Here is a 25,501-nt window from a genome sequence, read left to right as displayed (position 1 = left end):
GGAGGCCGCTGCGGGACAATTCCCGCAGCACAGTGAGAGGACGGACGACGTGAGCCTTGCCGAGAGCCGGCCGCGACCGGACGGGCCCGTGCGGGGACGCCCCCGCAGCGAGGCCGTGGAACGGGCCATTCTGGAAGGCGTGATGAAGCTCCTGGAGGACGGCGTACCGCTCGCCGAACTCTCCATCGAGCGCGTCGCGCGCACGGCCGGGGTCGGCAAGGCCACCATCTACCGCCGCTGGAGCGGCAAGGAGGAGCTGTTCGTCGACGTCATGCGCGCCGCCGAACCCCCCGACCCGGTACTCCCCGGCACCTCCATGCGCGACGACCTGGTCGCCCTGCTGGAGTCGCTGCGCCAACGCGGCCTGGTCAGCCGCTCCTCCGCGATCCTGCACAACGTCTACGCCCAGATGAAGTCCAGCCCCAGGATCTGGTCGGCATACCACGCCGCGGTCGTCGAGCCCCGGCGCGCCCTCGGTCTCGAAGTCCTGCGCCGCGGACAGCGCAACGGCGAACTGCGCGCGGACATCGACCTGGAACTGGCCAACGACATGTTCGTCGGCCCCATGCTCGTCCGCTCCGTCCTGCGCCGCGACGGCGCACTGCCCGAGGGCCTGGCCGAGCAGATGGTCGACTCCCTCCTGGAAGGCCTACGGCCCGTCAGCTCGACAGCCTCGTAGCGCTCATGTGCGCGTTCTGTCACAGACCCCACGGTTTCGGGGGTAACCGGAACTCCCTGCCCCGACTCGTTCGTCCTCGTCTTCCGTACGGCCGTCATGGGACGGCGGGAACGGAACCGATCATCCCCTAGGGTCGGAAGAACACGGGGGGACGACGGTGTGCACGGCAGGCAGTGAGGCAGACGGTATGGCGCAGCAGGCGTACATGACGGAGACGGACAACGGCGGCTCGGGGCCCGAGCGACCCGGATCCCGGCTTCGGCGCCTGGTGCACCGCCTGCTCGCCGGCTGGCGCGGCGACCCACGCATCTGGCGCCGGGGCATCATCCTCGCGGTCCTCGCCCTCCTGCTCGCCCTGGTGATGCTGGTGCACTCGCGCGTCCCGAACCGGGTGGGCAACCTCGGCAGCCTCACCGAGACGTTTCTGCCGTGGCTGGGCCTCGCGATCCCGGTCCTGTTCCTCCTCGGGCTGCTGCGGAGGTCGGCGACCGCGCTGATCGCGGTGGTCCTCCCGGCCGTTGTGTGGCTGAACCTCTTCGGCGGGCTGCTCACCGACAAGACGGGCTCGGGCGGCGACCTGATGGTGGCGACCCACAACGTCAACGCCGAGAACCCCGACCCCGCCGCGACGGCCCGCGAGGTGGCCGCCTCCGGCGCCGACGTGCTGGCCCTGGAGGAGGTCCCGGGGACGGCCGTGTCCACCTACGAGAAGGCGCTCGCGCCGACGTACAGGTACCACGGGGTCGAGGGCACGGTCGGCCTGTGGAGCAAGTACCCGATGAGCGATGTGCAGGCGGTGGACATCAAGCTCGGCTGGACGCGCGCCATGCGCGCCACCATCACCACGCCGAAGGGCCCCGTCGCGGTCTACGTCGCCCACATGCCCTCGGTGCGGGTGAAGGTGGAGGCCGGGTTCACCGCCCGGCAGCGCGACAAGAGCGCCGACGCGCTCGGCGAGGCCATCGCCGACGAGCCGCTGAAGCGGGTGGTGCTGCTCGGCGACCTGAACGGCACGATGAACGACCGCTCGCTCAACGCCGTCACCTCCCAGATGCGTTCCACGCAGGGCGCGGCGGGCAGCGGCTTCGGGTTCAGCTGGCCGGCGTCGTTCCCGATGGCGCGGATCGACCAGATCATGGTCAGGGGCGTGGAGCCGGAGAGCTCCTGGACGCTGCCGCGCACCGGCAGCGACCACCTTCCGGTGGCTGCCCGTGTGAAGCTGGACACGTCGGCGTAACCCCTTGGAATACTGGGCCTGAGAGGCTTTGTTCCGCAGCTGAACATATGCTGGTGCGGACCTCCGCTCTCCGACTTTCCCTGACTTCGAAAGGCACAGGCCCTTCATGCCCCTGGCCCTGCTCGCTCTGGCCGTCGGCGCCTTCGGTATCGGTACGACCGAGTTCGTGATGATGGGCCTGCTGCCCGACGTCGCGGACGACCTGCACATCTCGATCCCCGCCGCCGGTCACCTGGTCTCGGCGTACGCGCTGGGCGTGGTGATCGGCGCCCCGCTGCTGGCCGCGCTCACGGCCCGCATGTCCCGCCGCACGGTCCTGATCGCCCTGATGGCCCTGTTCGTGGCGGGCAACGCCCTCTCGGCGTTCGCTCCCGGCAACGACTCCCTCCTGGCCGCCCGCTTCCTCAGCGGCCTGCCGCACGGCGCCTTCTTCGGCGTGGGAGCGGTCGTCGCCACGACGATGGTCCCGCCGGAGCGCAAGGCCCGCTCGGTCTCCCTGATGTTCCTCGGCCTGACCGTCGCCAACATCGCGGGCGTACCAGCGGCCACGCTGATGGGCCAGCACCTGGGCTGGCGGGCCACCTTCCTCGGCGTGAGCGCGATCGGCCTCGCGGCGATCGCCTCGCTGGCACTGCTCATCCCCCACGACCGTGGACACGCCGCCTCCTCCACCGGCCTGCGCGGCGAACTGGCCGCACTGAAGCCCCTCCCGGTCTGGCTGGCCCTCGGCACGACGGTGGCGGGCTTCGGCGCCCTCTTCGCGGCCTACAGCTACGTGACCCCGATGCTGACCGGGCCGGCCGGGTTCGCGGAGGGCGACGTGACGCTGCTCCTGGCCCTGTTCGGGGTGGGCGCCACGGCGGGCAACCTGCTGGGCGGCCGCCTCGCGGACCACTCCCTGCGGGGCACGCTGTTCGGCGGCCTGGCCTCGCTGGGGCTCGTGCTCCTGCTGTTCCCCCTCCTGATGCGGGCGGAGTGGAGCGCGGCGCTCGCGGTGACCCTGCTGGGCATGGCGGCGTTCATCACGGGTTCGCCGCTGCAGCTGATGGTGATGGAGAAGGCGGCCGCGGCTCCCTCGCTGGCCTCCTCGGCCAACCAGGCGGCCTTCAACCTGGCCAACGCCGGCGGCGCCTGGATCGGCGGCCTGGCACTGGCGGCGGGCTTCGGTACGACGTCCCCCGCGCCGGCGGGCGCGATGCTCGCGGTGCTGGGTCTGGGCGTGGCGAGCGTGGCGTACGCGGTGGACCGGCGCCGGGTGACTCCGTCGGCGGGCCGGGAGAGGCTGGTCGCCTCCCATGTGCCGGAGGGGTCGGGGGCGCTGCAGCACTGACCCGGGCAGGAGTACCGGCGGGCTGTCGGCGTGGTGTCGGTCGGCTGTCGGTGGTTTGTCGGTGGGCCCTGGCACCGTCTTCCCCATGACGCGAATCGATGACAACCCCGTCGGCGGGGGCCACGCCGTGACGGTGCGGGGGCTGGTCAAGCACTACGGCGAGACCAAGGCGCTGGACGGTGTCGACCTGGACGTGCGCGAGGGCACCGTGATGGGTGTCCTCGGTCCGAACGGCGCCGGCAAGACCACCCTCGTGCGGATCCTGTCCACCCTGATCACCCCGGACGCCGGCCGGGCCACCGTGGCCGGGTACGACGTCGTACGGCAGCCCCGGCAGCTTCGCCGGGTGATAGGACTCACCGGGCAGTACGCCTCCGTGGACGAGAAGCTGCCCGGCTGGGAGAACCTCTACATGATCGGCCGGCTGCTGGACCTGTCCCGCAAGGACGCCCGCGCCCGCGCCGACGAGCTCCTGGAGCGGTTCTCCCTGACGGAGGCGGCCAAGCGGCCGGCGAGCACGTACTCCGGCGGCATGCGGCGGCGGCTCGATCTCGCCGCGTCGATGATCGGGCGGCCGGCCGTGCTCTGCCTCGACGAGCCGACCACCGGACTCGACCCCCGTACCCGCAACGAGGTGTGGGACGAGGTGAAGGCGATGGTCGGCGACGGCGTCACCGTGCTGCTGACCACCCAGTACATGGAGGAGGCCGAGCAGCTCGCCTCCGAGCTGACCGTGGTCGACCGCGGCAAGGTCATCGCCACCGGCGGGATCGAGGAGCTGAAGGCCCGCGTCGGCGGGCGCACCCTCCGGGTCCGGCCGGTCGACCCGCTGCAGCTGCGCCCGCTCGCCGACATGCTGGACGAGCTGGGCATCACCGGACTCGCGACCACCACCGTGGACACCGAGTCCGGGACCCTGCTGGTGCCGGTCCTCAGCGACGAGCAGCTGACCGCCGTGGTCGGCGCGGTCACCGCGCGCGGCATCACGATCTCCTCCATCACCACCGAACTGCCCAGCCTGGACGAGGTGTTCCTGTCCCTCACCGGCCACCGCGCCAGTGCCCCGCAGGACACCGTGCCCGCCGACGCCCGCGAGGAGGTCGCCGTATGAGCGCCGCCACCGTCACTTCCGCAGTCCCTTCGGCCGACACCCGCATCCCGCTGCGCGGGCACCTGCGGCACACCGGAGCCCTGCTGCGCCGCAATCTGCTCTGGATCCGCCAGGACCCGGAGTCGATGTTCGACGCGCTGCTGATGCCGGTCATCTTCACCCTGCTGTTCGTGTACGTCTTCGGCGGCTCGATCGGGAAGGCGCTGGGCGGCGGACAGCAGGCCTACGTCCAGTACGTCTTGCCCGGCCTCATGGCCATGACCAGCCTGTCCATGGCCCAGGGCGTCGGCACCGGCTTCAACCAGGACTTCAACAGCGGGGTCATGGACCGCTTCCGGTCCCTGCCGATCGGACGCGGCTCCGTGCTCTTCGCGAAGATCGCGGTGGAGCTGGCCCGGATGCTGATCGCGACGGCCGTGCTGCTGGTCGTCGGTGTCCTGGTGGGCTTCGACATCACCCACTGGGCCGGGCTGTTCGCCGCCGTGGGTCTGGCGACGCTCTTCGCCTCGTCCATCATGTGGGTGTTCCTGACCCTCGGTGTGATCATGAAGAACGCACAGTCCGTGCAGGCGATGGGCTTTCTGACGCTGTTCCCGCTCCAGTTCGGCTCGTCGATCTTCGCGCCGACGAACTCGATGCCGGGCTGGCTGCGCCACTTCACCGACTACAACCCCATGTCCGGCCTGGCCGACGCCGCACGCGGCCTGATGAACGGCGGACCGGTCGCGCACGGCCTGTGGGTGACGGTGGCCTGGTCGGTGGGCATCACCGCGGTCATGGCGCCGGTGGCCATCCACAAGTTCCGTACGAAGAGCTGACGCTCCCGGTGTCACACCAGGGCGGTGGCCTCCGCGAGGGAGAGGCCACCGCCCTCGGCGTACGCGGCCCGGTAGGCGGGTTCGTCCAGGGACTCCCGGATCCGCTCCTCGGCCATGTCGTGGCACCGGCGCTCGACGCCGGAGAGGACGTGCCCGGGCGGCAGCAGGGCGTGGGCGGCGCCCAGGCAGCGGGCGGCGTCGGCGGCGCGGCCGCCGCCGTCGAGGCGGGCCAGGGCCATCGCGGCGGTGTAGAGGCAGACGGAGCCCATGTGCGGGGCGATGGTCCTGGTCAGCGGGTCCCGGGCGAGCTCCAGCGCCCGCCGGGTCCGGTCCAGGGCGTCCTCGGCACGGCCGTCGAGGGCGTCCAGCCAGGCCTCCTGGGTGAGGATCATGGAGTCGAAGACGACGAAGTGCGCGATCTTGAACTCCTCGCGCAGCAGGCGCAGTTGCTCCCGGGCCTCGGCGATGCGACCGGTCAGGCCCAGCCAGCAGCCGAGGAAGAGCCGGGCGGCGGGCATCGCCTCGTTGTGGGAGCCGTCCTGGCTCGCGATGACGTCCCGGAGCAATTGCTCGCCGCGCTCGAGGTCGCCCGTCTCCATGAGCACGCTGCCGAGGCGGGCGCGGAGGATGGCCACCTGGCCGCGGGCGCCGAGGCGTTCGGCGTGCCCGATGGCCGCCCGGTAGTCGGCGGCGGCCTCACGGTAGGCGCCCTGGCGTTCGTGGGCCTCGCCGCGGGCGGACAACGCCTCGGCGATGCCCCAGGTGTCCCCGAGCCGGCGGAAGATCTCCAGCGATTCCTCGGCGTCACGGGTGGCGTTGCCGGCCCATTCGGCGCGGTTGGCGAGGAGGTTGGCGCGCAGCTGCAGGGTATTGGCCAGGTCCCACTCGTAACCGGGGGTCTCGCGGCAGGTCCGGACGCAGGCGTCGACGACGGCCCACATCCGCTCGGCCCCTCCGGTGAGCATGACGGCGAAGAACCAGAGCAGGCCGGGCACCCGGCAGGTCTGCGGCATGCCGGGCTCGTAGGTCTCCACGATGGCACGCAGCTTGGCCTGTGCCTCGGGCGTCTGCCACGACTCCAGGTCGTGGTCCATGCAGGAGAGGTGGGCCAGGTGGACGCCGCGCCGGGCCTCGGCGAGGACCTCGCCGGTGTACGGGGGCGGGGCGTCGGTGCAGCGCTGCCCCAGCGGCGCGGCAGGCCGTACGGGTGCGGCGAAGGGGTCGGGGCCGAGCGCCATGACCTCCTCGCACCAGGTGCGGGTCTCGATGCGCTGGTCCCGCATCTGCCAGAAGACCACCAGGGACAGCACCAGGCACAGCCCCTCCTGCTCGTCCCCCGCGGCGACGGCGTGCCGCAGCGCGGTGCGCAGGTTCTCGTACTCCAGCTGGAACCGGTCGATGGCGGTGCGCTGCCCGGGGCCGCGCAGCAACAGGTCGGTGGTGCGGGCGAGTTCGCGGTAGTACGTCAGATGGGCGCGCTCGGCGTCGGCGCGGTGCCCGGTCTCGTCCAGCCGTTCGCCGGCGTACTCGGCGACGGTCTCCAGGAGCCGGTAGCGCATCCCGCCCTCCGCCGAAGGCGCGGCCACCACCAGGGACTTGTCGACCAGGGAGCCGAGCGCGTCCAGGGCGACGGGCCCGCACACGGCCTCGGCGGCGGCCAGGTCGCAGCCGCCCGCGAAGACGGACAGCCGGGCGAGGACGTCCCGCTCGTCCGCGTCGAGCAGCTCCCAGGACCAGTCCACGACGGCCCGCAGGGTCTGCTGGCGGGGCAGGACGGTGCGGCTGCCGGAGGTGAGCAGCCGGAAGCGGTCGTCGAGCCGGTCGGCTATCTGGCGCGGGCCCAGCATCCGCAGCCGGGCCGCCGCCAGCTCGATGGCGAGCGGGAGTCCGTCGAGCCGCCGGCAGATCTCCGCGCAGGCCTCCGGGTCGTCCTCGATCCGGAATCCGGGCCGGGCCGCCGCGCCCCGGTCGGCGAGCAGCCGCAGCGCGACCGGCTCGGGCAGCGGCTCCACCGGGCGCACCCGCTCCCCCGGTACGCCGAGGGGTTCGCGGCTGGTGGCGAGCACCGTCAGCTGCGGGCAGCGGGCCAGCAGGCGCTCGGTGAGACGGGCGGCGGCCTCGATCACATGCTCGCAGTTGTCCAGGATGATCAGCATCCGGCGCCGGGCGCAGTGCTCCACGATCCGTTCGAGGGGGTCGTCGTACCGGTCGGTGACCGCGCGGATGCTCTCGGCGCCGGCGCCGTGCAGCACGGTGTCGCGGGCGCCGATCGCGGTGAGCACGGCCTGCGGTACGGCCTCGGGGTCGTCCACGGGCGCCAGCTCGGCCAGCCACGCCCCGTCCCGGACGGTGTGCCGTACCGCGTCGGCGGCCTCCTGGGACAGCCGGGTCTTCCCGGCGCCGCCCGGGCCGAGCAGGGTGACCAGGCGGGCGGCGGTCAGATCGGCGCCGATGGCCTCGATGTCGGTCTCCCGGCCGACGAAGGAGGTGAGCCGGGCGGGCAGATTGCCCGGAGCCGTCGGCACGGGCCCCGGCGCCGGGGGTTCCTCGGCGGTCAGCAGCTCGGCGTGCAGGGCGCGCAGGTCCGGCCCGGGATCGGAGCCGAGCCGGTCCGCGAGCAGCCGTCGTACGTCCTCGTAGGCGGCGAGGGCCTGGGCCGGGCGGCCGGCGTCGCGCAGGGCGCGCAGCCGCAGCGCCTGCAGCGGCTCGTCCAGCGGGTGGTCGTCGCACAGGGCGGTCAGCTCGGGCAGCACCTGCTCGGCGTGGCCGAGGGCGAGGGCGGCGGCGTGCCGGGCGCGCAGGACGTCCAGCCGACGGGTCTCCCAGCGGGCCGCCTCGGCGTGGTGGTCGGGCAGGTCGGCGAGGGCGGGGCCGCGCCACAGGGCGAGCGCGTCGTCCAGGACGGCGGCGGCCTTGGCCGGGTCGCCGTCGGCGAGGGCCCGCAGGCCGTCGCCGGTCAGCCGCTCGAAGCGGGTCAGGTCGACGTCGTCGGGCCCGGCGGTGAGCCGGTAGCCGCCCTCGGCGGAGGCGACGGCGTCCGCGCCGAGGGTACGGCGCAGCCGGCCGACCAGCGCGTGGAGCGCCCCGGCGGCGTCGGCGGGCGGGTCGGCGCCCCAGACCTCGTCGACCAGCACGCCCGCGGGCACGGTCCGCCCGGCCCGGAGCGCGAGCACGCCCAGCAGGGCGCGCAGCCGCGCCCCGCCGACCGGGACGGCCGTACCGTCGGGGCGGAGTACCTGGGTGGTGCCGAGCAGCGAAAAGCGCACGGGGTCCATTGTCGCCGCAGCGGTCACCGGCGGTCACCGGGTTCCGGCGGCGCGCCGTCCGGGAGCTCCAGGGTGACGAGGACGCCACGGGTGCGGCGCACCCTCCCGAGCCCGTCCACCGCGCCGCGGTCCACCTCCTCGAACCACTCCGTCCGCCCGTCCTCGCAGAACACCCTCATCCGTGGCATCCCCCCAGGGTCCAGGAACCGGACGGCGAGCGCGAGACGTTTCCCCCGCGGGGGCGCGGCCGGTACGGTCGCACTCCGCACCCTCCCCACCCCGTCCCCACCGCACAGGAGCCCGCCGATGACCACCGCCACCACCCGCCGCGGCGACCGCCGGGTCAGTCCCGTGTTCGTCGGGATCCTGGCCGTGACGGCGGTGACGGGCTGGGCCACCTGGACGGGGTTTGCGGCACAGCCGGGCGTCGCGGTGTTCCTGTTCGTGACGGCGGCCTGGATCGTCTCCCTGTGCCTGCACGAGTACGCGCACGCGCGCACGGCCCTGCACAGCGGCGACATCACGATCGGCGCGAAGGGCTACCTGACCCTGAACCCGCTGAAGTACACCCACGCGCTGCTGAGCATCGTGCTCCCGGTCGTCTTCGTGATCATGGGCGGGATCGGTCTGCCCGGCGGTGCGGTGTTCATCGAGCGCGGCCGGATCCGGGGCCGCTGGCGGCACAGCCTGATCTCGGCGGCGGGCCCGCTGACGAACGTGCTGTTCGCGGTCGTGTGCACCGCCCCGTTCTGGCTGCACGCGCTGGACGGCGTACCGAGCGACTTCCGGTTCGCGCTCGCCTTCCTGGCCCTGCTGCAGGTGACGGCGGCGATCCTGAACTTCCTGCCCGTGCCGGGCCTGGACGGCTACGGCGTCATCGAGCCCTGGCTGTCGTACAGGGTCAAGCGGCAGGTGGAGCCGTTCGCGCAGTTCGGCCTGCTGTTCGTGTTCGCGTTGCTGTGGGTGCCGTCGATCAACATCACGTTCTTCAACATGATCCACGCGATCCTGCGCGTACTGGGAGTCAGCGACTGGGACACGTCGTACGGCTGGAGCCTCTACCGCTTCTGGGCCTAGGCCGCCCGGTCGCGCTTGATGTAGTACCAGGTCATGTTGGACGTCAGGCCCGCCAGCAGTACCCAGACGATCCCCAGCCAGCTGCCCTGGACGAACGAGACGACGGCGGCGGCCACCGCGAGCACGCAGACGACGAGGGTGCAGAGGGCGATGCGGGGCATGGGGGTCGGCTCCTTGCGGGGGACACTGCTACGACGAACAGTGTCCCCCATGCGCTCAGACGTCGGTGACGCGGAGCCCGGCGTGTGCCTTGTAGCGGCGGTTGACGGAGATCAGGTTCGCGACCAGCGACTCGACCTGGTGGGCGTTGCGCAGCCGCCCGGCGAAGACGCCGCGCATGCCGGGGATGCGCCCGGCGAGGGCCTGCACGATCTCGACGTCGGCCCGCTCCTCGCCCAGCACCATCACGTCGGTGTCGATCTGCTCGATCTCCGGGTCCTGGAGCAGCACGGCGGACAGGTGGTGGAAGGCGGCGGCGACCCGGGAGTCGGGCAGCAGGGCGGCGGCCTGCTCGGCGGCGCTGCCCTCCTCGGGCCTGATCGCGTAGGCGCCCTTCTTGTCGAAACCGAGGGGGTTGACGCAGTCCACGACGAGCTTGCCGGCCAGTACCTCGCGCAGGGCCTTCAGCGTGTCGCCGTGGCCGTCCCACGGTACGGCGACGATCACGATGTCGCTGCGGCGCGCGGCCTCGGCGTTGTCGGCGCCCTCGACGCCGTGGCCGCACTCCTGGGCGGCGGCCTGGGCGCGCTCGGCGGACCGGGAGCCGATGATCACCTTCTGGCCGGCCCGGGCGAGCCGGTAGGCGAGGCCCTTGCCCTGCGGTCCGGTGCCGCCGAGCACGCCGACGACGTACCCGGAGACGTCGGGCAGGTCCCAGGGGTCCTTGGCGGGGGCCTTGGCCGGGGTCTGTGCGCTGTCGGTGGAGGTCGTAGAGGTCATGGGTGCGACTCTACGTCCGCCGGGGGTACGGCACCGGCCCACCCGAGCCGCTCCACCGCAACCCTGCGGAAGGTGATGGTCTCGTAGGCGCTGAAGTCGCCGGTCTCGTAGAGGAGTCCGACGGTGTCCGGGTCGACGCGGACCAGGTCGGAGTAGGCGGCGGGCAGTCCGTCGACGGTGAACGCCGTGCGCCAGGTGGTGCCGCCGTCGGTGGAGGCGCGGATCGTCATCAGGGCGCGGAAGGCGGGGTCGGCCGGGCCGGAGTAGAGGAGCAGGTCGGGGCCCCGGAGCTGGAGGACGGAGGCCTCGCAGACGGGTGCGGTGAGCCCGGCCTGCGGCCGGAAGGGTCTGACGAGTGTCCTGCCGCCGTCCGCCGAGTGGGCGTCGGCGCGGTTGCCGGGGGACGGGCTGTCGTTGCGGGTGTTGAAGTAGACGCGGCCGTCGGGGAGTTCGGCGGCGGTGGTCTCGTTGACGTTGATGTACCCGTCGGTGTTCTCGTCGAGGTACCCGAGGCACCAGGACTCCCCCCGGTCGTCGCTGAGCAGGCAGTGGCCGCTGTTGTACCGCGGCTCGGCGCCGGTGTCGGTGCCGGTGGGCGGCAGGGTGTGGTTGGCGGGGACGAGTACGCGGCCGGTGCTCAGCTGGAGGGCGTGGCCGGGGGTGGTGGCGTACCAGCGCCAGCCGGGCTTCTTCACCTGCGCGGTGATCTCCCGGGGTGCGGACCAGGTCGCCCCCTCGTCGTCACTGTGCTGCGCCCACACCCGCCGCCCGTCGGCGTCGGGCACCTGGCCGCGCAGGACGGCGGCCTCGGTGGCGGTGGCGGCGGCCCGGATGTGCACGAGCAGGATGCGGCCGGTGTCGAGGAGGACGGGGGCGGGGTTTCCGGCGAGGTCGTCGCCGTTGCTCGCGACGACCTGGAGCGGCCCCCAGGTGCGGCCGCCGTCCGTGGACCGCTTGAGCACGATGTCGATGTGCCCGTGGTCGGCGGCGGAGTCGGCGCGGCCCTCGCAGAAGGCGAGCAGTGTGCCGGCGCGGGTGGCGACGACGGCCGGTATCCGGTAGGCGGCATAGCCCTCGCGTCCGGCGCGGAAGGGGACGGTGACGTCGGTCATCGGGCGGCTCCTGGGGACGCCGACGGTACGGATGTGGTGTTGTACGTCCCCGGGGCGGGCGAATTCCGGGTGAACTCCGCGTCACGGGTGACCGGTTGCGGCAGGATGCGGGCGCATGGACGCCGTACGGGTCGCACTGCTGCGGGAAGTGCTCGCCGGGACCGAGTGGCTGGGGGCCACCCGGAGGTTCGCGGGGGTGCTGCGCGGGTCGGTGGTGGCGCACGGGGGCGGACTGCTGCTGGTGGGCACGCCGGAGTACGAGCCGTGGCACCTGGCGGCGCATCTGGTGGACGAGGCCGCGTGGTCCGGGACGCCCGAGCTGGCCCCGACCCTGGTACGGCATCACGCGCGCCCCTCGGACCCGCCGCACCTGGCCGTGGGGCCGGGCCGGATCGAGGCGGCGCGGCGGGGTGAGACCCTGCTGGTCGTGGCCCCCGAGGAGCCCGCGCCGCTGCTGGAACGCGTGCACGACGCGCGCCGGGCCGGGGTGACGGTGCTCGCGCTGGGCGCGGGTGGCGGCGACCTTGCCGCGATGGCCCATGACACGCTGGCCGTGCCGGAGGGGGCGGAGCTGGACCTGGACACCGTCCAGCACCTGGTCAGCGCGGCGGCCGGGGAGAACCGGGGCTCTCCGAGGGCGCGGCGGGGGTTCCGGGACAGGTGGGCGAGGCTGGCGGAAGCTTTGACGGCACCGCCGCCGGCCCCCTGGTGACCTTGCCCGCCCGCGCAGGAAAACGGGGGTCTGGGGCCGGGGCTCCCAGGGGGCCGGGAAAAGCAGTTGCCCCTGGACTCCGCCCAATCGAACATGCCTGAAGTGAGCCGCGCCCTCCTCCCCGACCTCGCCCCCTGGAAGTCCTCCGCGGACTTTCGCCGACTCTGGAAGTCGGGGCTGATCAGCAACTTCGGCAGCTTCCTCACCTTCGTCGCGCTCCCGGTCCAGCTGAAGGACCTGACGGAGTCGACCGCGGCGGTGGGCGCGATCGGCGCCGTAGAGCTGCTGCCGCTCATCGTGTGCGGTCTGTACGGCGGCGCCCTCGCCGACGCGCTCGACAAGCGGAAGCTCATCGTGCGGACGGAGGCCGGTCAGGGCCTGCTCAGCGCCGCCCTGCTGCTCAACGCCCTGCTCCCGCACCCCGCGGTCTGGCCGCTGTACGCCGTCGCCGCCCTCTCCTCCGCCCTGGTCTCCGTCCAGCGCCCGGCCCTGGACTCCCTCTGGCCCCGGATCGTCGCCCACGACGACATGCCCGCCGCGGCCTCGCTGAACTCCCTGCGCTGGACCGTCGGCGGCGTCGCGGGCCCGGCCGTCGCGGGCGTGGTCGTCGCCTACGCGGGCCTCGGCTGGGCGTACGCCGCCGACCTGCTGACCTTCGTCGTCTCGCTGGCGTACATGATCCGGACCGCCCCCTCCCCCGCCTCCCACGAGGCGTCGAAGCCCTCCCTGAACGCCATCCTGGAAGGCGCCCGGTACGCCTGGAGCCGCAAGGAGCTCCTCGGCACCTACGTCGTCGACCTCGCGGCGATGTTCCTGGCCATGCCGCTCGCGGTGCTGCCGTTCCTCGCCGACGAGCTGCACGCCGACTGGGCGCTCGGCCTGATGTACGCCGCCGTCCCGGCCGGCGCGATGCTGGTGAGCCTGACCGGCGGCTGGGCCTCCCGGGTCCACCGGCACGGGCTGGTGGTGCTGTTGTCGGCCGCCGGCTGGGGCATCGCCGTCGCGGCGGCCGGTGTCTGCGGAAACCTGTGGCTGGTCCTGCTGTTCCTGACCGCCGGCGGCGGCTTCGACATGGTCAGCGGGATCTTCCGGTCGGCCATGTGGAACCAGACGATCCCGGACGAGCTGCGCGGCCGGCTCGCCGGGATCGAGCTGCTGTCCTACTCGGTCGGCCCGCAGCTCGGCCAGGTCCGGGCGGGCGGCATGGCCGCCTGGGCGGGCGTGCGGACCTCCGTCGTCTCCGGCGGCCTGGCCTGCGCCGGCGCCATGGGACTGCTCGCGCTGTGCCTGCCGGGGCTCATGACGTACGACGCCCGCACCAACGAGCACGCGGTACGGATGCGCGAGCGGCGCACGGCCGTACAGGCCTGATTCAGTCCTCCTCGCCGCTCCCGCCGGCCTGCGCGTCGTGCCAGCGCGGGTCGTTCTCCCACTGGAGGTTGCGCTCGGCGGCCGTCTCCATGGCGTGCCGGGCCTCCTCGGGCGAGGCGTACGGCCCGAAGCGGTCCTTGCCCGGGCACTCCGGGCCCTCCTCGACCTTCTTGTGCTCCAGGCAGTAGTACCACTCGCCCGGCTTGCCGACGGTGCGCTTCTTGAACAGGGGCATGGACAGCTCCTCTCGCCAACGACATGATCCCCCAACTCGGCTCGATAGACTCGCTGCATGTCTGGCCAGTCGCTGCTCGTGCCGGGGGAGCTGTCCCCCACCCGTTCGGTCCCCGGAAACATCCGCCGCCCCGAGTACGTCGGCAAACCCGCGCCGGCGCAGTACACCGGTCCGGAGGTGCAGAGTCCGGAGACCATCGAGGCGATGCGGCTCGCCGGCCGTATCGCCGCGCAGGCGATGGAGGAGGCCGCGAAGATCATCGCGCCGGGGGTCACCACGGACCAGCTGGACAAGGTCGCCCACGAGTACATGTGCGACCACGGCGCCTACCCCTCCACGCTCGGCTACCGCGGCTTCCCGAAGTCCCTGTGCACCTCCGTCAACGAGGTCATCTGCCACGGCATCCCGGACTCGACGGTCCTCAGGGACGGCGACATCGTCAACCTGGACGTGACGGCGTACATCGGCGGGGTGCACGGCGACAACAACGCCACCTACCTGGTCGGCGACGTGGACGAGGAGTCCCGGCTGCTGGTGGAGCGGACCCGGGAGGCCCTGAACCGCGCGATCAAGGCGGTCAGGCCGGGCCGGCAGATCAATGTCATCGGCCGGGTCATCGAGTCCTACGCCAAGCGTTTCGGCTACGGGGTCGTCCGCGACTTCACCGGCCACGGCATCAGCTCCTCGTTCCACTCCGGCCTGATCATCCCGCACTACGACAGCCCGCACGCGACGACGGTCATGCAGCCGGGCATGACGTTCACGATCGAGCCGATGCTGACGCTGGGCACCCACGAGTACGACATGTGGGACGACGGCTGGACGGTCGTGACGAAGGACCGCAGGCGGACGGCCCAGTTCGAGCACACGCTGGTGGTGACGGAGACCGGCGCGGACATCCTGACCCTGCCGTAACGCCGCGCTCGCTCCTGCCACGACCGCACGGCCCGCCCTCTGCGAGGGCGGGCTTTCTCTTGTAGACTTTTACCGACAGGATGTCGGCAAGATGTCGTGCAAGATTGGGACGGCCTCATGGACTCCTCCTTCTCCACCCTCATCCGCACCGCGTCCCATGAGGCACACGGCGAGGCGGAGACGTCGGCGTTCATGAGCGACCTGCTCGGCGGCCGGCTGGGCGTGGCCGCCTACGCGCGCTACACCGAGCAGCTGTGGTTCGTGTACGACGCACTGGAGCGCGGCGCCGGACGGCTGGCGGCGGACCCGGTGGCGGGGCCGTTCGTCCGGCCCGAGCTGTTCCGGCTGGCCGCGCTGGAGCGGGACCTGGCGCATCTGCGGGGGCCGGGGTGGCGGGCGACCCTGAGCCCCCTGCCCGCCACGCGGGAGTACGCGGCCCGGGTCCGCGAGTGCGCCGAGCGCTGGCCCGGCGGCTATGTCGCCCACCATTACACGCGGTACCTGGGCGACCTGTCGGGCGGCCAGATCATCCGCGACCGGGCGGAGAAGACCTGGGGCTTCACCAGAAAGGGTGACGGCGTCCGCTTCTACGTCTTCGACGGCGTCCCCAACCCGGCCGCGTTCAAGCGGAGTTACCGGCAGCTGCTCGACGGGATACGGGTGGACGACCTGGAGAAGCAGCGGGTCGTCGGGGAGTGCAGGCGGGCTTTCGCCCTGAACACCGCGGTGTTCCGGGCACTCGGGGACGAGTTCCCGCTGAGCGCCTGACACCCGGGGGCGACTAGCGCTCCAGGAACACCCGGCCCCCGACCTCCACCCACCCTTCCGGCTGGGGCGCGGTCAGGATCTGGGAGCCCTTGCCCTGGGTGATGTTCAGGGCGCGGCCCAGCCGGTCGGTGAGGAGCAGGGCGGCGGCGCCGGTGGCCTCGTCCTCGTCGATGCCGTCGTCGCGGCCGGGGAAGGCGCGGGCGCGGATCCGTCCGGCCGCCTCGTCCTCCCAGGCCCAGGCGTAGATCCACTCGCCGGGGGCCGGGATCTGAAGAGCATCGACCTCGGCGGCGCTGCCGTACTGCCGCAGGGTGCGTGGCGGCGCCCACTCCGCGCGTGCCTCGATCCAGCTGAACTCGCCGTCCAGCCGGGCACCGACGACACCGGCGGGCGTGACCAGTTCGGGCACGTCGAGCAGCCAGGCGGTGCCGACGCAGGGGTGACCGGCGAAGGGCAGGCGCAGAGTGGGCGTGTAGATGTCGATCACACCGCGCTCGGGGTCGTCCACGAACACGGTCTCGCTGAAGCCGAGTTTGGCCGCCAGCTCCTGCCGGTCGCTCCGCTCGGGCAGCACCGAGCCGTCGCGGACGACGCCGAGCTCGTTGCCGTAGCCGCCGTCCGGTCCGCAGAAGACGCGGAGTACGTCGTAGTCAGTCACGGGGGAATTGAAACATCGCGGCGGCCGGGAGCGCGTTCCGGGCGGGGCACCGCCGACGGCGTTGCCGACGGCGTGTTCGGCTTCCGGCCCGAGCCGACCGTCCGCCAGGTCACGGTGTGGCTGCTGTACCTGATCCCGGCACTCGCGATCTTCCGCGCCCCGGTAGGGTTCGCCTCCGGAAAGGGGAAGGTGAAGGGACCCGATGAGCAGGGATCGCAGCCCGCGCAGGCTCCGCAGGCGTGACCGAAACGCACTCATAGCGGCCTCGCTGACCGCTTTGTCGCTGTCGGCGAGCGGTTGCGTGGTGGTGCACGGGGAGCGGGAGGTGCTCCCCGCCGCCACCCGCGCCGAGGCCGGCAAGGCGCTCACCGCGTTCACGGCCGCGTACAACAAGGCCGACAAGGCCTACGACAGCTCCCTGGACGCGCCCTACCTGACCGGCCCGTTCGGCGACATCACCGCCGCGCGGCTGAAGGCCGGGCACGCCAACAGCCCGTCCGGCAACCCGAACCACGTGCCGCTGAAGCTGTCGGACGTGAAGGTCACGATCCCCCAGAAGGCCGGCTGGCCGCGCTGGTTCGTCGCCGACGCGAAGGGCAACAAGACCGGCGACCTGCGCTGGCTGATGGTGTTCACCCGGGGCGACCTCGGCGAGCGCTGGCGGGTGGCGTACGTCACCCTCGTGGCGCCGGGCGCGGTACCGGCGTTCAAGACGGACAAGGACGGCTGGGCCGAGGCGGTACCGGCCGGCTCCCAGCAGCTCGCCGTCGCGCCAGGGAAGCTGAGCCAGGAGTACGCGACGTACCTGAAGAAGGGCGGTCAGGCCTTCGCCGACGGCAGGTACACCAGCGTCGAACGCGCGGACCGGGCCAAGCGGGCCCGCAAGCCGGGCCTGGTCACCCAGTTCATCGACGGCCCGCTGACGAACGGCAGTTACGCGCCGCTGGCGCTGCGCACGGCGGACGGCGGGGCACTGGTGTTCTTCACCACCCACCACTACGAGAAGCAGACCGCCGCGGCCGGAACCACCGTGCCGGTCACGAACAAGGACGTACAGGCACTGACCACGGGCGAGGTGAAACAGTCCCTGACGCTGCAGTTCATGTCGGGCGAGGTCGCCTTGGACCCGGCGGGCAGCGGCAGGGTGTCGGTGCTGGGGCGGGTGCCGGGTCTTACATCGGCGCAGGGCGAGTGAGACGCGCTGCCTAGTGCCGCAGCGGCCAGGCGGCACCCTGATGGCCGGCGCCCGCGTACCGCGCGCAGGCGTCGGTGAGCGCCTCCAGCAGGCTCAACGGATCCGGCAGCGCATGCTCCGGCCCCCGCACCCAGCGCACCCGCTGGTCGTCACCGGGGAGCCGGGCGGGCGGCACCAGGACGTACGAACCCCGGCAGTGCCAGCGCAGCCCCGGATGCTCGTCCATGGTCTCGGGGCGGCAGTCCAGCTCGCACGGCCACCACTCGTCCTCGTCCTCGGGGGTGCCGCGGGTGAGGGTGAAGAACAGCATGCGGCCGTCGTCGCTCTCGGCGACCGGCCCCACCTCGACGCCGGAGCCGAGCAGCCGCTCCAGCGCCTCCCGGCCGGCCTGCAGGGGCACGTCCAGGACGTCGTGCACCATGCCGGTCGCGGTGATGAAGTTGGCCTGCGGCTGGTGCCGGGCCCAGCGTTCGATCTGGGCGCGGTCGGTGGTGGACTGCGTCTGCCAGGCGAACGACACCGGGTGCCGGGCCGGGGTGGGACAGCCCACGCGGTCGCAGGAACAGCCGTAGCCGGGGGCGGGGTGCGCGGCGGGGGCGAGCGGCAGGCCCGCCGCGGCAGCGGCCAGCAGCAGGGCCTCACGGCCACCGTCGTCGGCGGCATCCTTCGGGCGGCGTCCGAGCAGCCACTGGGAGAGTTTGCCCTGCCGGCCGGACCGGCCGCCGAACGTCGCGCTCATCTATCCCCTCAGTCTGGTCGTCGCCTCGCTGCTGTGCGGACAGTGTGCCTTATCGTCCCATCTTCGTGCGCTTGGGGGTGTCTGGGGTCCCGATTCCGTGCGGGGCGGGCCACCGTGATCCGCAGCACCGCCTTGAGGCCGGCGGCGAGGCCGGCGGTGCCCGGGACGGCGTACTGCTTGCCCGCCCCGGCCCGCGCGGCTACGCGGACGGCTCCTGCGGGGGGTCCTGCGGCGGCCACGGTGTCCCGATTCCGTGCGGGGCGGGCCACCGTGATCCGCAGCACCGCCTTGAGGCCGGCGGTGTCCGGGACGGCGTACTGCTTGCCCGCCCCGGCCCGCGCGGCTACGCGGACGGCTCCTGCGGGGGGTCCTGCGGCGGCCACGGGTCTCCCCACTCGGCGTCCCGGGCGGCCTTGTACAGGTGGCCGTGGCGTTTGGTGACCGTGGTACGGGCCAGCCGTTCACCCGCCTCGCACAGGTCCAGGAGCACCTGGCCCTTGCGGATCTGCGGGCGCCGGATCACGCGGGAGGGGGCCGGCTCGGCGGGCAGGCGGGTGGCGGCGACGTACGAGAACTTCTCGTCCTCGTACGGCAGGGTGCCGCCCTTGACCCGGCGGTGCAGCGAGGAGCGGGCGACCCGGGCGGAGAAGTGGCACCAGTCCCGGCCGGGCTCGATGGGGCAGGCGGCGCTGTGCGGGCAGGGGGCGACGACGTGCAGTCCGGCGTGGATCAGGCGGTCGCGGGCCTCGATGACGCGGGCGTAGCCGGCCGGGGTGCCGGCCTCCACGATCACCACGGCCTGCGCGGCGGCCGCGGCGGCGTCGACGAGGGCGGCGCGGTCGGGCTCGGAGAGCTCGTTGAGGACGTACGACACCGTGACGAGGTCGGTGGCCTCCAGGGTGAGGTCGGCGCCTATCCGGGCGCGCTGCCAGCGGGCGCCCCGCAGGTCCGGGTTGGCGGCGGCGAGCTCCCGGCCGAGGGCGAGGGCGGGCTCGGCCCAGTCCAGCACGGTGACGCCGCGCTCGCCGGGCCAGGTCGCGGTGACGGCCCAAGTGGCGGCGCCGGTGCCGCCGCCGACGTCGACGTGGCTGCCGGGCGTCCAGTCGGGGAGGGCCTGCGCGAACGCCTCCAGCGCCGAGTGGACCGCTTCGAAGGTGGCCGGCATGCGGTAGGCGGCGTAGGCGGCCACGTCGGCGCGGTCGCGGAGGATCGGGGCGTGGGTGGGGGTGTCGCCCCGGTAGTTGGCGATGAGCCTGTCGACGGCGCCGGCGGCCTGGGTGGGCGGCAGTCCGTCGAGCAGGTCGGCGAGGCTTCTGCGGAGGGCTTCCGCCGGTGGTACGGGGGCGTTCACCCGGAGATTCTATGGCGCCCCGCGCTGGTGCGGACCCTGCTGCGGGCTCCGCCCCCAGACCCCGGCCCATGCCCACCCACCAGCCGTCCCGGTCGGCTGGAAGGAGCCGTCACGAGATCACCGCCCTCGCCAGCCGCGTGGCCAGCGCTGCCCTTGGCCCGCTGTCCGGCGGGCGCCTTCTCGGGTGGACCGTGTTCGCCAGCAGCACCAGGAACGTGTCCGTCCTCGGGTCGAGGACGAGCGACGTACCCGTGAAACCCGTGTGCCCCGCCGCCCCGTGGCCCGAGAGTTCGCCCATGAACCACGGCTGGTCGACGGCGAAGCCCAGCCCCGGCGGGGTGAGCAGGAGCTCGACGAAGTCGGGGCCGAGGATGCGGGCGGGGCCGTAGGAGCCGCCGGCGAGCAGGGCGCGGCAGAAGACGGCCAGGTCGCGGGCGGTGGAGAAGAGCCCGGCGTGTCCGGCGACCCCGCCCAGCGCCCAGGCGTTCTCGTCGTGGACCACTCCTCGCAGCATCCCGCGGTCCGCCTTGGCCCAGGGCCGTCGCTGGTCCTCGGTGGCGGCCGCGCCGGGGCACGGCCCGAAGCAGGTCGCCGTCATGCCGAGCGGGCGGGTGATGCCGTCCTGGACGAGGACGTCGAGGCCACAGCCGGTGATGCGCTCCAGCACGGACTGGAGCACGAGCATGTTCAGGTCGGAGTACAGGTACCGGCCGGGCTCGCCGGCCGGGGCCTCGGCGCGCAGCCGGGCGAGCCGGCTCGCGTGGTCCGGGCAGTCGTACAGCGGCAGCTCGGGGCGCAGCCCGGAGGTGTGGGTGAGCAGCTGCCGCACGGTGATGCCGTGGGCGGCCGCGGCGTGGAAGTCGGGCAGGTAGTCGCCGACCCGGGCGTCCATGCCGAGGGTGCCGCGCTCGATCTGCTGCACGGCGGCGACGGAGGTGAACAGCTTGGTGAGGGAGGCCAGGTCGAAGGGGGTGCCGACGGTGGCCGGAACCCGGGCAGCGGGCGGCAGTTCGACACCGGCGTCGCTCTCGGGGTCGTAGGCGGAGTAGCGGACCGCCCAGCCCGTGGCCTCGGCCACGGCGATCACCGGTCCGCGTCCGGCCAGCACGACGGCGCCGGCCGCCCAGGGGCGGTCTCCGGCGGTGAGGGCGTGCACCTCGCCGACCAGGTGCCCGAGTTCGGCCGGGTCCAGCCCGGCCCGTTCCGGTGTGTCGGCGCGCAGTCTCGGTGCGCTCAGTTCTCGTCTCCCTCCGACCCCGCACGTGTGTTCCCACGCGTGTTCCAGGGACGGCACATTCCCATGAAGCAGGCCGCCGCGACCAGTGATCCCGCCAGTTGGACCACCGCCATGGGGACGGCGGTGTGCTCTCCGGCGACGCCGACGAGCGGTGAGGCCACCGCTCCGACGAGGAAGGAGGAGGTGCCGAGCAGCGCGGAGGCGGAGCCGGCGGCGTGCCGGGTGCGCAGCAGGGCGAGGGACTGGGCGTTGGGGAGTGTGATGCCCATGGCGGACATGAGGACGAAGAGCGCGGCGGCGATCGGCGGCAGACCGACCTCGCCGAGGGCGCCGGCGGACATCAGCAGCAGGGCGGCCGCGGCGAGCACGATCACCGCCAGGCCGCAGGCCAGCACCTTCTCCAGGGCGACCCGGCCGACCAGCAGCTTGCCGTTGACCTGCCCGGCGACCACAAGGCCGACCGAGTTGAGGCCGAACAGCAGGCTGAAGGTCTGCGGGGAGGCGCCGTAGATCTCCTGGATGACGAAGGGGGAGGCGGATATGTACGCGAACAGCGCCGCGAAGGCGAAGCCGCCGGCCAGCATGTAGCCGGTGAAGGGCAGGTCGGCGAGCAGGCCGCGCATCGCGCGCAGGGCCGTCCCGACTCCCCCGTCGTGCCGTTCCGACGGCGGCAGGGTCTCGGGCAGCCGCAGCCAGACGAGCGCGGCCAGCAGCACGCCGACCGCCGTCAGGACGACGAACACCCCCCGCCAGTCCGTCACCCGCAGGATCTGCCCGCCGATCAGCGGCGCCACGATGGGCGCGACCCCGGAGATCAGCATCAGGGTGGAGAAGAAGCGGGCCATGGCCACGCCGTCGTACAGGTCGCGTACGACGGCCCGGGCGATGACGATCCCGGCGGCGCCCGCGAGGCCCTGGGCCAGCCGGAAGGCGACCAGCGTCTCGACGTTCGGGGCGAGGGCGCACAGGGCGGTGGCGAGGAGGTAGACGGCGAGTCCGGCGAGCAGCGGACGGCGGCGGCCCCAGCGGTCACTCATCGGGCCGACGACGAGCTGCCCGAGGGCCATGCCCAGCAGGCAGGCGGTGAGGGTGAGCTGGACGGTGGCGGCGGGCGCGTGCAGGGACCCGGTGACCTCCGGCAGGGAGGGGAGGTACATGTCCATGGCGAGCGGGGGTGTCGCGGTGAGGCCGCCCAGGACGAGGGTGACGAGCGGGCCGGTGCGGCGGGTGGCAGCGGATGTCCGGGGCGGGGTGGGCGACCGGTGGGTGTCCGGTGTCGGTGCCGCGGCGTACTCGGGCATCTGTCCCCTCCCCTTGGTGAAACGACCGCCTCGGTGAATCGGCCGCTTGCCGAATCGGCCGCTTGCCGAAAACGACCGGCACCCATGCTCTCAGCTCGCACACACTGCCGGGGTACACATGACCGATGGATGGGGTGAGGGCGGAGCGGAGGTGGCGCCCGCCCTACGCGGGTCCCGCGTGAACGGCTCCCGCCCGTTGCGAGGTGGCCGCCATCCCGGGTAACCGTATGGCGGACGCGGCATTCCGCATGGCGGACTCGCCGCCTACGCTGCGGTGCCATGACTGACAGGGAATCGAAGATCGCGGTGGTGACCGGCGCCGGGTCCGGCATCGGGCGGGCCGTCGCCGTGGAACTGCTGCGGGCCGGCTGGTCGGTGGCGCTGGCCGGCCGGCGCACCGAGACGCTGACGGAGACTGCGGCGCTGGTGCCGGAGGGCGCCTCCCTCGCCGTCCGCACCGACGTGTCCCGGCCCGAGGACGTGGACGCGCTGTTCGCGGCGACGGCGGACCGGTTCGGGCGAGTGGACCTGCTGTTCAACAACGCGGGGACCTTCGGGCCCGGCGGGGTGCCGGTCGAGGAGCTGTCGTACGACGCCTGGCGGCACGTGGTGGACACCAACCTCAACGGGGCGTTCCTGTGTGCCCAGGCGGCGTACCGGCGGATGAAGGAGCAGGATCCGCAGGGCGGCCGGATCATCAACAACGGCTCCATCTCGGCCCACACGCCCCGCCCGTTCTCGGTCGCCTACACCGCCACCAAGCACGCGCTGACCGGCCTCACCAAGTCGCTGTCGCTGGACGGGCGGCCGTACCGCATCGCCGTCGGGCAGATCGACATCGGCAACGCGGCGACCGACATGACGGCCCGGATGGAGACCGGCGCGCTGCAGGCCAACGGCGAGGTGGTCCCGGAGCCGGTGATGGACGTGGCCGACGTGGCGCGGACCGTGCGGCACATGGCCGAGCTGCCGCTGGAGGCGAACGTGCAGTTCGCGACGGTGCTGGCGACGGCGATGCCGTACATCGGGCGGGGCTGAGCCCACGTCCGCAAGCGGAATTCGAACATCCGCGGTATTGCGGCATGTCGCGCCTATATGCTCAACTTTCCTTCACGAGAGCTTCACAGTTGAAGCACGGGGATTCCGCAGCCATCACCGAGGGGGGAGGCGACGGCCGTTCCACCGGGCCGGAGTTGGGGGTGGACCTCGCGACGGGACGCGAGGTGCACGCCGGTCGGTGGAACGGCCGCCGCACTGTTCAGCGCCGGTGCCGGCCGCCGGGCTCCGTGGCGCCCGCATCATCCCCGTCGGGCCTGTCGAACGCCTCCGGCCTCTCGAACGCCCCGGACCTCTCGAACGCCCCGGACCTCTCGGATCTCTCGGACGTCCCGGCCGGTGCTGCCGCCGCAGCCGCCCTGCGCCGCCGTTTGACCACCACCGCCCCCGCCGCCGCCAGCAGCAGCGCCGTACCGGCCGCGCCCTCCACCAGCCGTCCGGGGGACGGGCCGCCGGAACCCGAGGAGGGCGCGCCGGCCGCCGCCTGTGCCGCATTCCGCGCGGGCGCCGGACCCGCCTTCGCCCCGCCCTCGCTGAGCGGATCGACCAGCGTGCCCACGGCCCGCGCCGAACGCCCGGGCCCGAAGCCCCAGTCGAGCAGCGCGGCGGTCTGCTCGTAGACGGCGTTGCTGCCCTCGGCGGGGTGCATGACCGTCACCAGCAGGGTGCGGCCGCCCCGGGTGGCGGCGCCGGTGAAGGTGTTCCCGGCGTGGCTGGTGTAGCCGTTCTTGACGCCGATCAGGCCGTCGTACGTCCTCAGTCCCCACGCCCCGGTCAGCAGGCGGTCGGTGTTCTGGATCTGGAAGGTCTTCCTGCCGCCCGCCGGGAAGTCGGCGGTCCGCGTGCCGCAGTAGCCGCGGAAGTCGGCGTTCTTCAGACCGTGACGGGCGAACAGCGTGAGGTCGTACGCCGAGGAGATCTGGCCCGGGTGGTCGAAGCCGTCGGGGCTGACCACATGGGTGTCCAGGGCCTGCAGGTCCTCGGCCTTGGCCTGCATCTCGGCGACCGTGCCGGCGATGCCGCCGTTCATGTGGGCGAGCACGTGCACGGCGTCGTTGCCGGAGCGCAGGAACACGCCCTGCCACAACTGCTCGACGGTGTAGGTGATGCCGGGCTTGACGCCGACCAGGCTGGAGCCGGCCGGTACGTCGGCGAGGTCGGAGTCCTTCACCGTGTACCGCTCGGTGCGGTCGAACTTCTTCAGCACCGTGTCCGCGAACAGCATCTTCAGCGTGGACGCGGGCGGGAGCCGCCGGTGCGCGTTGAACGCGGCGAGTACCTCACCGCTCGCGCAGTCGGCGATCAACCAGGAACGGGCGGTGAGCTTCTCGGGCAGTCCGGAGGCACCGCGCACCTGGACGCCGGTACGGGCCAGTTGCTCGCCGCCGATCACGGTCGCGGCGGACGCCGGGGTGGACGCGGACAGGGGAAGGGCGGCGGCCGTCAGTCCGAGGACGGCACGCCGGCTGAGCCGGGAACATTCGCGCACTCGGGGACGGTACACCGCGCCCAGCAGCGGATTCGGCAGCGCGGGCCCGTCGCGGCCGTGGAATTTGCCACGTTATGAAAATCGGATGAGTTACCCGGTTTCCTCAGCCCTTGCACACCCTTCGCCCAGGGCGGCTCAAGGTTCCTCCCTGGCCTGTGGCCGCGCCCCCAGTGGGCGCCAAGTACCCTCGAGAAACGGGATGTTCGGCATCTGCCCGGGTCTGCATCTGCCCGAGTCCGGCGCTCGGTATCGCGCTGTTCATCACCGTCAACTCGGTGTCGGCCGGCATGACGCAGGCACGGGACAAGGTCCTGAAATCGCTCTACGGACTACGGCCTACGGCCTCGGCACCGACGGCGGGCAGCTCGCCTCTCAGGGGCCGCGATTCCAGTTCGGCCCGGCGGTGGCTCGTCCCAGGGTCCTCTTCGTGCTGTCCGTCATGCCCAGGGACGCCAGGAGGTGGAGCGCACACGAAGGCAAGACCCGGAGCCTTCTATGCCTGCCCGGTCTCGAACCGCGAGATCCGCCCGTCGTCCTCGACGGTGAAGGCCCACTTGGTGCGCATCTCGCCCCAGGTGTCGTTGCGGTAGCGGGCGATCAGGGCCCGGCCGCCGGCGGACTCGTTGTCGACCTCCATGTGACCGTGGGAGGAGAAGATCTCCCGGTCGATCCACTCGGCGAGGTCACGGTCGGAGCCGTCGTCGGCCATGGTGGCGCCGGGGGCGAGCAGCGCCATGAAGCCCTCCCTGTCATGGGAGTTGACGGCGTTGACGAAGGCCCGGACGGCCGGATCGCTGAGTTTGGCTGGCTGAATCGTCATGGCGTCAGAGTCACACCGCCACCCCGGTCCCGCCACCCGAACGCCATCCACAGCGGGCCGACCGGCGCCGGACCTGCGACGGTGG

25 protein-coding genes and 1 pseudogene are annotated in these 25,501 nt (G+C 72.8%); 13 read left to right on the top strand and 13 right to left on the bottom strand.

Features of this window, described 5'->3' with window-relative positions:
- Positions 1-49: 49 nt before the first annotated feature.
- The 5 genes from ABT288_RS09690 (at position 50) to ABT288_RS09670 (ending at position 5,175) form a co-directional block, all read left to right on the top strand.
- Positions 50-679, top strand: coding sequence for a TetR/AcrR family transcriptional regulator (locus ABT288_RS09690; protein WP_351604523.1), 630 nt, complete (start codon positions 50-52; stop codon positions 677-679).
- 187 nt (positions 680-866) lie between these two features.
- Complete coding sequence (locus ABT288_RS09685) at positions 867-1,916, top strand: endonuclease/exonuclease/phosphatase family protein (RefSeq protein ID WP_351604521.1); 1,050 nt, start codon at positions 867-869, stop codon at positions 1,914-1,916.
- A 106-nt stretch (positions 1,917-2,022) separates the two neighbouring features.
- Entirely contained in the window at positions 2,023-3,246 is a 1,224-nt protein-coding gene (locus tag ABT288_RS09680) for an MFS transporter (protein ID WP_351604519.1), read from the top strand.
- An 85-nt stretch (positions 3,247-3,331) separates the two neighbouring features.
- Positions 3,332-4,357: an ATP-binding cassette domain-containing protein gene (locus ABT288_RS09675; RefSeq protein ID WP_351604517.1), complete on the top strand. Its 1,026-nt coding sequence runs from the start codon at positions 3,332-3,334 to the stop codon at positions 4,355-4,357.
- Positions 4,354-5,175, top strand: coding sequence for an ABC transporter permease (locus ABT288_RS09670; protein ID WP_351604515.1), 822 nt, complete (start codon positions 4,354-4,356; stop codon positions 5,173-5,175). The genes ABT288_RS09675 and ABT288_RS09670 overlap by 4 nt, the downstream gene beginning before the upstream one ends.
- An 11-nt stretch (positions 5,176-5,186) precedes the next feature.
- Here the strand turns inward: ABT288_RS09670 and ABT288_RS09665 are convergent, their stop codons facing one another.
- Both ABT288_RS09665 and ABT288_RS09660 read right to left on the bottom strand, forming a co-directional pair.
- Positions 5,187-8,450 (bottom strand): ATP-binding protein, encoded by a 3,264-nt coding sequence (locus ABT288_RS09665; protein ID WP_351604565.1) that lies wholly within the window; start codon positions 8,448-8,450, stop codon positions 5,187-5,189.
- 14 nt (positions 8,451-8,464) lie between these two features.
- Positions 8,465-8,629 (bottom strand): hypothetical protein, encoded by a 165-nt coding sequence (locus ABT288_RS09660; protein ID WP_351604513.1) that lies wholly within the window; start codon positions 8,627-8,629, stop codon positions 8,465-8,467.
- Between the two features lie 118 nt (positions 8,630-8,747).
- Between ABT288_RS09660 and ABT288_RS09655 the strand changes: the two genes are divergently transcribed.
- Entirely contained in the window at positions 8,748-9,518 is a 771-nt protein-coding gene (locus ABT288_RS09655) for a site-2 protease family protein (protein ID WP_351604511.1), read from the top strand.
- On the opposite strand, the gene ABT288_RS09650 is transcribed toward ABT288_RS09655, so the two are convergent.
- The 3 genes from ABT288_RS09650 to ABT288_RS09640 are packed head-to-tail and all read right to left on the bottom strand — an operon-like array spanning position 9,515 to position 11,569.
- Positions 9,515-9,730 (bottom strand): hypothetical protein, encoded by a 216-nt coding sequence (locus tag ABT288_RS09650; RefSeq protein WP_351604509.1) that lies wholly within the window; start codon positions 9,728-9,730, stop codon positions 9,515-9,517. The two genes, ABT288_RS09655 and ABT288_RS09650, sit on opposite strands and share 4 nt — an antisense overlap.
- 4 nt (positions 9,731-9,734) lie before the next feature.
- A complete protein-coding gene (npdG, locus tag ABT288_RS09645; protein WP_351604507.1) occupies positions 9,735-10,457 on the bottom strand; it encodes an NADPH-dependent F420 reductase in 723 nt (240 codons plus the stop codon).
- The gene (locus ABT288_RS09640; protein ID WP_351604505.1) at positions 10,454-11,569 is read right to left on the bottom strand and encodes a sialidase family protein; all 1,116 of its coding nucleotides are present in this window, start codon (positions 11,567-11,569) and stop codon (positions 10,454-10,456) included. Before ABT288_RS09640 ends, npdG begins: the two co-directional genes overlap by 4 nt.
- A gap of 115 nt (positions 11,570-11,684) precedes the next feature.
- Here ABT288_RS09640 and ABT288_RS09635 point away from each other — a divergent pair, with 115 nt between their 5' ends.
- Positions 11,685-12,281, top strand: coding sequence for a hypothetical protein (locus ABT288_RS09635; protein WP_351604503.1), 597 nt, complete (start codon positions 11,685-11,687; stop codon positions 12,279-12,281).
- Between the two features lie 93 nt (positions 12,282-12,374).
- Complete coding sequence (locus ABT288_RS09630; RefSeq protein ID WP_451334315.1) at positions 12,375-13,652, top strand: MFS transporter; 1,278 nt, start codon at positions 12,375-12,377, stop codon at positions 13,650-13,652.
- 1 nt (position 13,653) lies between these two features.
- On the opposite strand, the gene ABT288_RS09625 is transcribed toward ABT288_RS09630, so the two are convergent.
- A complete protein-coding gene (locus ABT288_RS09625; RefSeq protein WP_351604501.1) occupies positions 13,654-13,887 on the bottom strand; it encodes a hypothetical protein in 234 nt (77 codons plus the stop codon).
- A gap of 57 nt (positions 13,888-13,944) precedes the next feature.
- On the opposite strand from ABT288_RS09625, the gene map reads away from it, so the two are divergent.
- Entirely contained in the window at positions 13,945-14,802 is an 858-nt protein-coding gene (map, locus tag ABT288_RS09620; protein ID WP_351604500.1) for a type I methionyl aminopeptidase, read from the top strand.
- 117 nt (positions 14,803-14,919) lie between these two features.
- Entirely contained in the window at positions 14,920-15,570 is a 651-nt protein-coding gene (locus ABT288_RS09615; protein WP_351604499.1) for a biliverdin-producing heme oxygenase, read from the top strand.
- 13 nt (positions 15,571-15,583) lie between these two features.
- Here ABT288_RS09615 and ABT288_RS09610 read toward each other — a convergent pair whose 3' ends face one another.
- On the bottom strand, positions 15,584-16,228 hold the full coding sequence (locus ABT288_RS09610) for a PhzF family phenazine biosynthesis protein (RefSeq protein ID WP_351604497.1): 645 nt from the start codon (positions 16,226-16,228) through the stop codon (positions 15,584-15,586).
- 69 nt (positions 16,229-16,297) lie between these two features.
- On the opposite strand from ABT288_RS09610, the pseudogene ABT288_RS09605 reads away from it, so the two are divergent.
- A pseudogene (locus tag ABT288_RS09605) lies at positions 16,298-16,471 on the top strand (iron transporter); the annotation flags it as partial.
- Complete coding sequence (locus ABT288_RS09600; protein ID WP_351604495.1) at positions 16,431-17,423, top strand: SCO2278 family lipoprotein; 993 nt, start codon at positions 16,431-16,433, stop codon at positions 17,421-17,423. The pseudogene ABT288_RS09605 and the gene ABT288_RS09600, both read left to right, overlap by 41 nt.
- A 10-nt stretch (positions 17,424-17,433) precedes the next feature.
- On the opposite strand, the gene ABT288_RS09595 is transcribed toward ABT288_RS09600, so the two are convergent.
- The 4 genes from ABT288_RS09595 to ABT288_RS09580 form a co-directional block, all read right to left on the bottom strand.
- Entirely contained in the window at positions 17,434-18,162 is a 729-nt protein-coding gene (locus ABT288_RS09595; RefSeq protein ID WP_351604493.1) for a bifunctional DNA primase/polymerase, read from the bottom strand.
- Between the two features lie 343 nt (positions 18,163-18,505).
- A complete protein-coding gene (locus tag ABT288_RS09590; protein ID WP_351604491.1) occupies positions 18,506-19,513 on the bottom strand; it encodes a small ribosomal subunit Rsm22 family protein in 1,008 nt (335 codons plus the stop codon).
- 109 nt (positions 19,514-19,622) lie between these two features.
- The gene (locus ABT288_RS09585) at positions 19,623-20,807 is read right to left on the bottom strand and encodes a serine hydrolase domain-containing protein (protein WP_351604489.1); all 1,185 of its coding nucleotides are present in this window, start codon (positions 20,805-20,807) and stop codon (positions 19,623-19,625) included.
- On the bottom strand, positions 20,747-22,051 hold the full coding sequence (locus ABT288_RS09580) for a multidrug effflux MFS transporter (RefSeq protein ID WP_351604487.1): 1,305 nt from the start codon (positions 22,049-22,051) through the stop codon (positions 20,747-20,749). The genes ABT288_RS09585 and ABT288_RS09580 overlap by 61 nt, the downstream gene beginning before the upstream one ends.
- 279 nt (positions 22,052-22,330) lie before the next feature.
- Here ABT288_RS09580 and ABT288_RS09575 point away from each other — a divergent pair, with 279 nt between their 5' ends.
- Positions 22,331-23,089 (top strand): SDR family oxidoreductase, encoded by a 759-nt coding sequence (locus ABT288_RS09575; protein WP_351604485.1) that lies wholly within the window; start codon positions 22,331-22,333, stop codon positions 23,087-23,089.
- Between the two features lie 220 nt (positions 23,090-23,309).
- Here ABT288_RS09575 and ABT288_RS09570 read toward each other — a convergent pair whose 3' ends face one another.
- Together ABT288_RS09570 and ABT288_RS09565 are read right to left on the bottom strand one after the other, a co-directional pair.
- The gene (locus ABT288_RS09570) at positions 23,310-24,596 is read right to left on the bottom strand and encodes a D-alanyl-D-alanine carboxypeptidase family protein (RefSeq protein WP_351604484.1); all 1,287 of its coding nucleotides are present in this window, start codon (positions 24,594-24,596) and stop codon (positions 23,310-23,312) included.
- Positions 24,597-25,089: 493 nt separating this feature from the next.
- Positions 25,090-25,416 carry a nuclear transport factor 2 family protein gene (locus tag ABT288_RS09565; RefSeq protein WP_351604482.1) on the bottom strand — a complete coding sequence of 109 codons (327 nt, stop codon included), beginning with the start codon at positions 25,414-25,416 and terminating at the stop codon, positions 25,090-25,092.
- Positions 25,417-25,501 lie beyond the last annotated feature (85 nt).

Source organism: Streptomyces sp. NPDC001093 (genome assembly GCF_040298985.1).
Lineage (GTDB): Bacteria > Actinomycetota > Actinomycetes > Streptomycetales > Streptomycetaceae > Streptomyces.
Note: the sequence above shows the minus strand (reverse complement) of the source record. Positions and strands in the feature narration are given on the sequence as shown.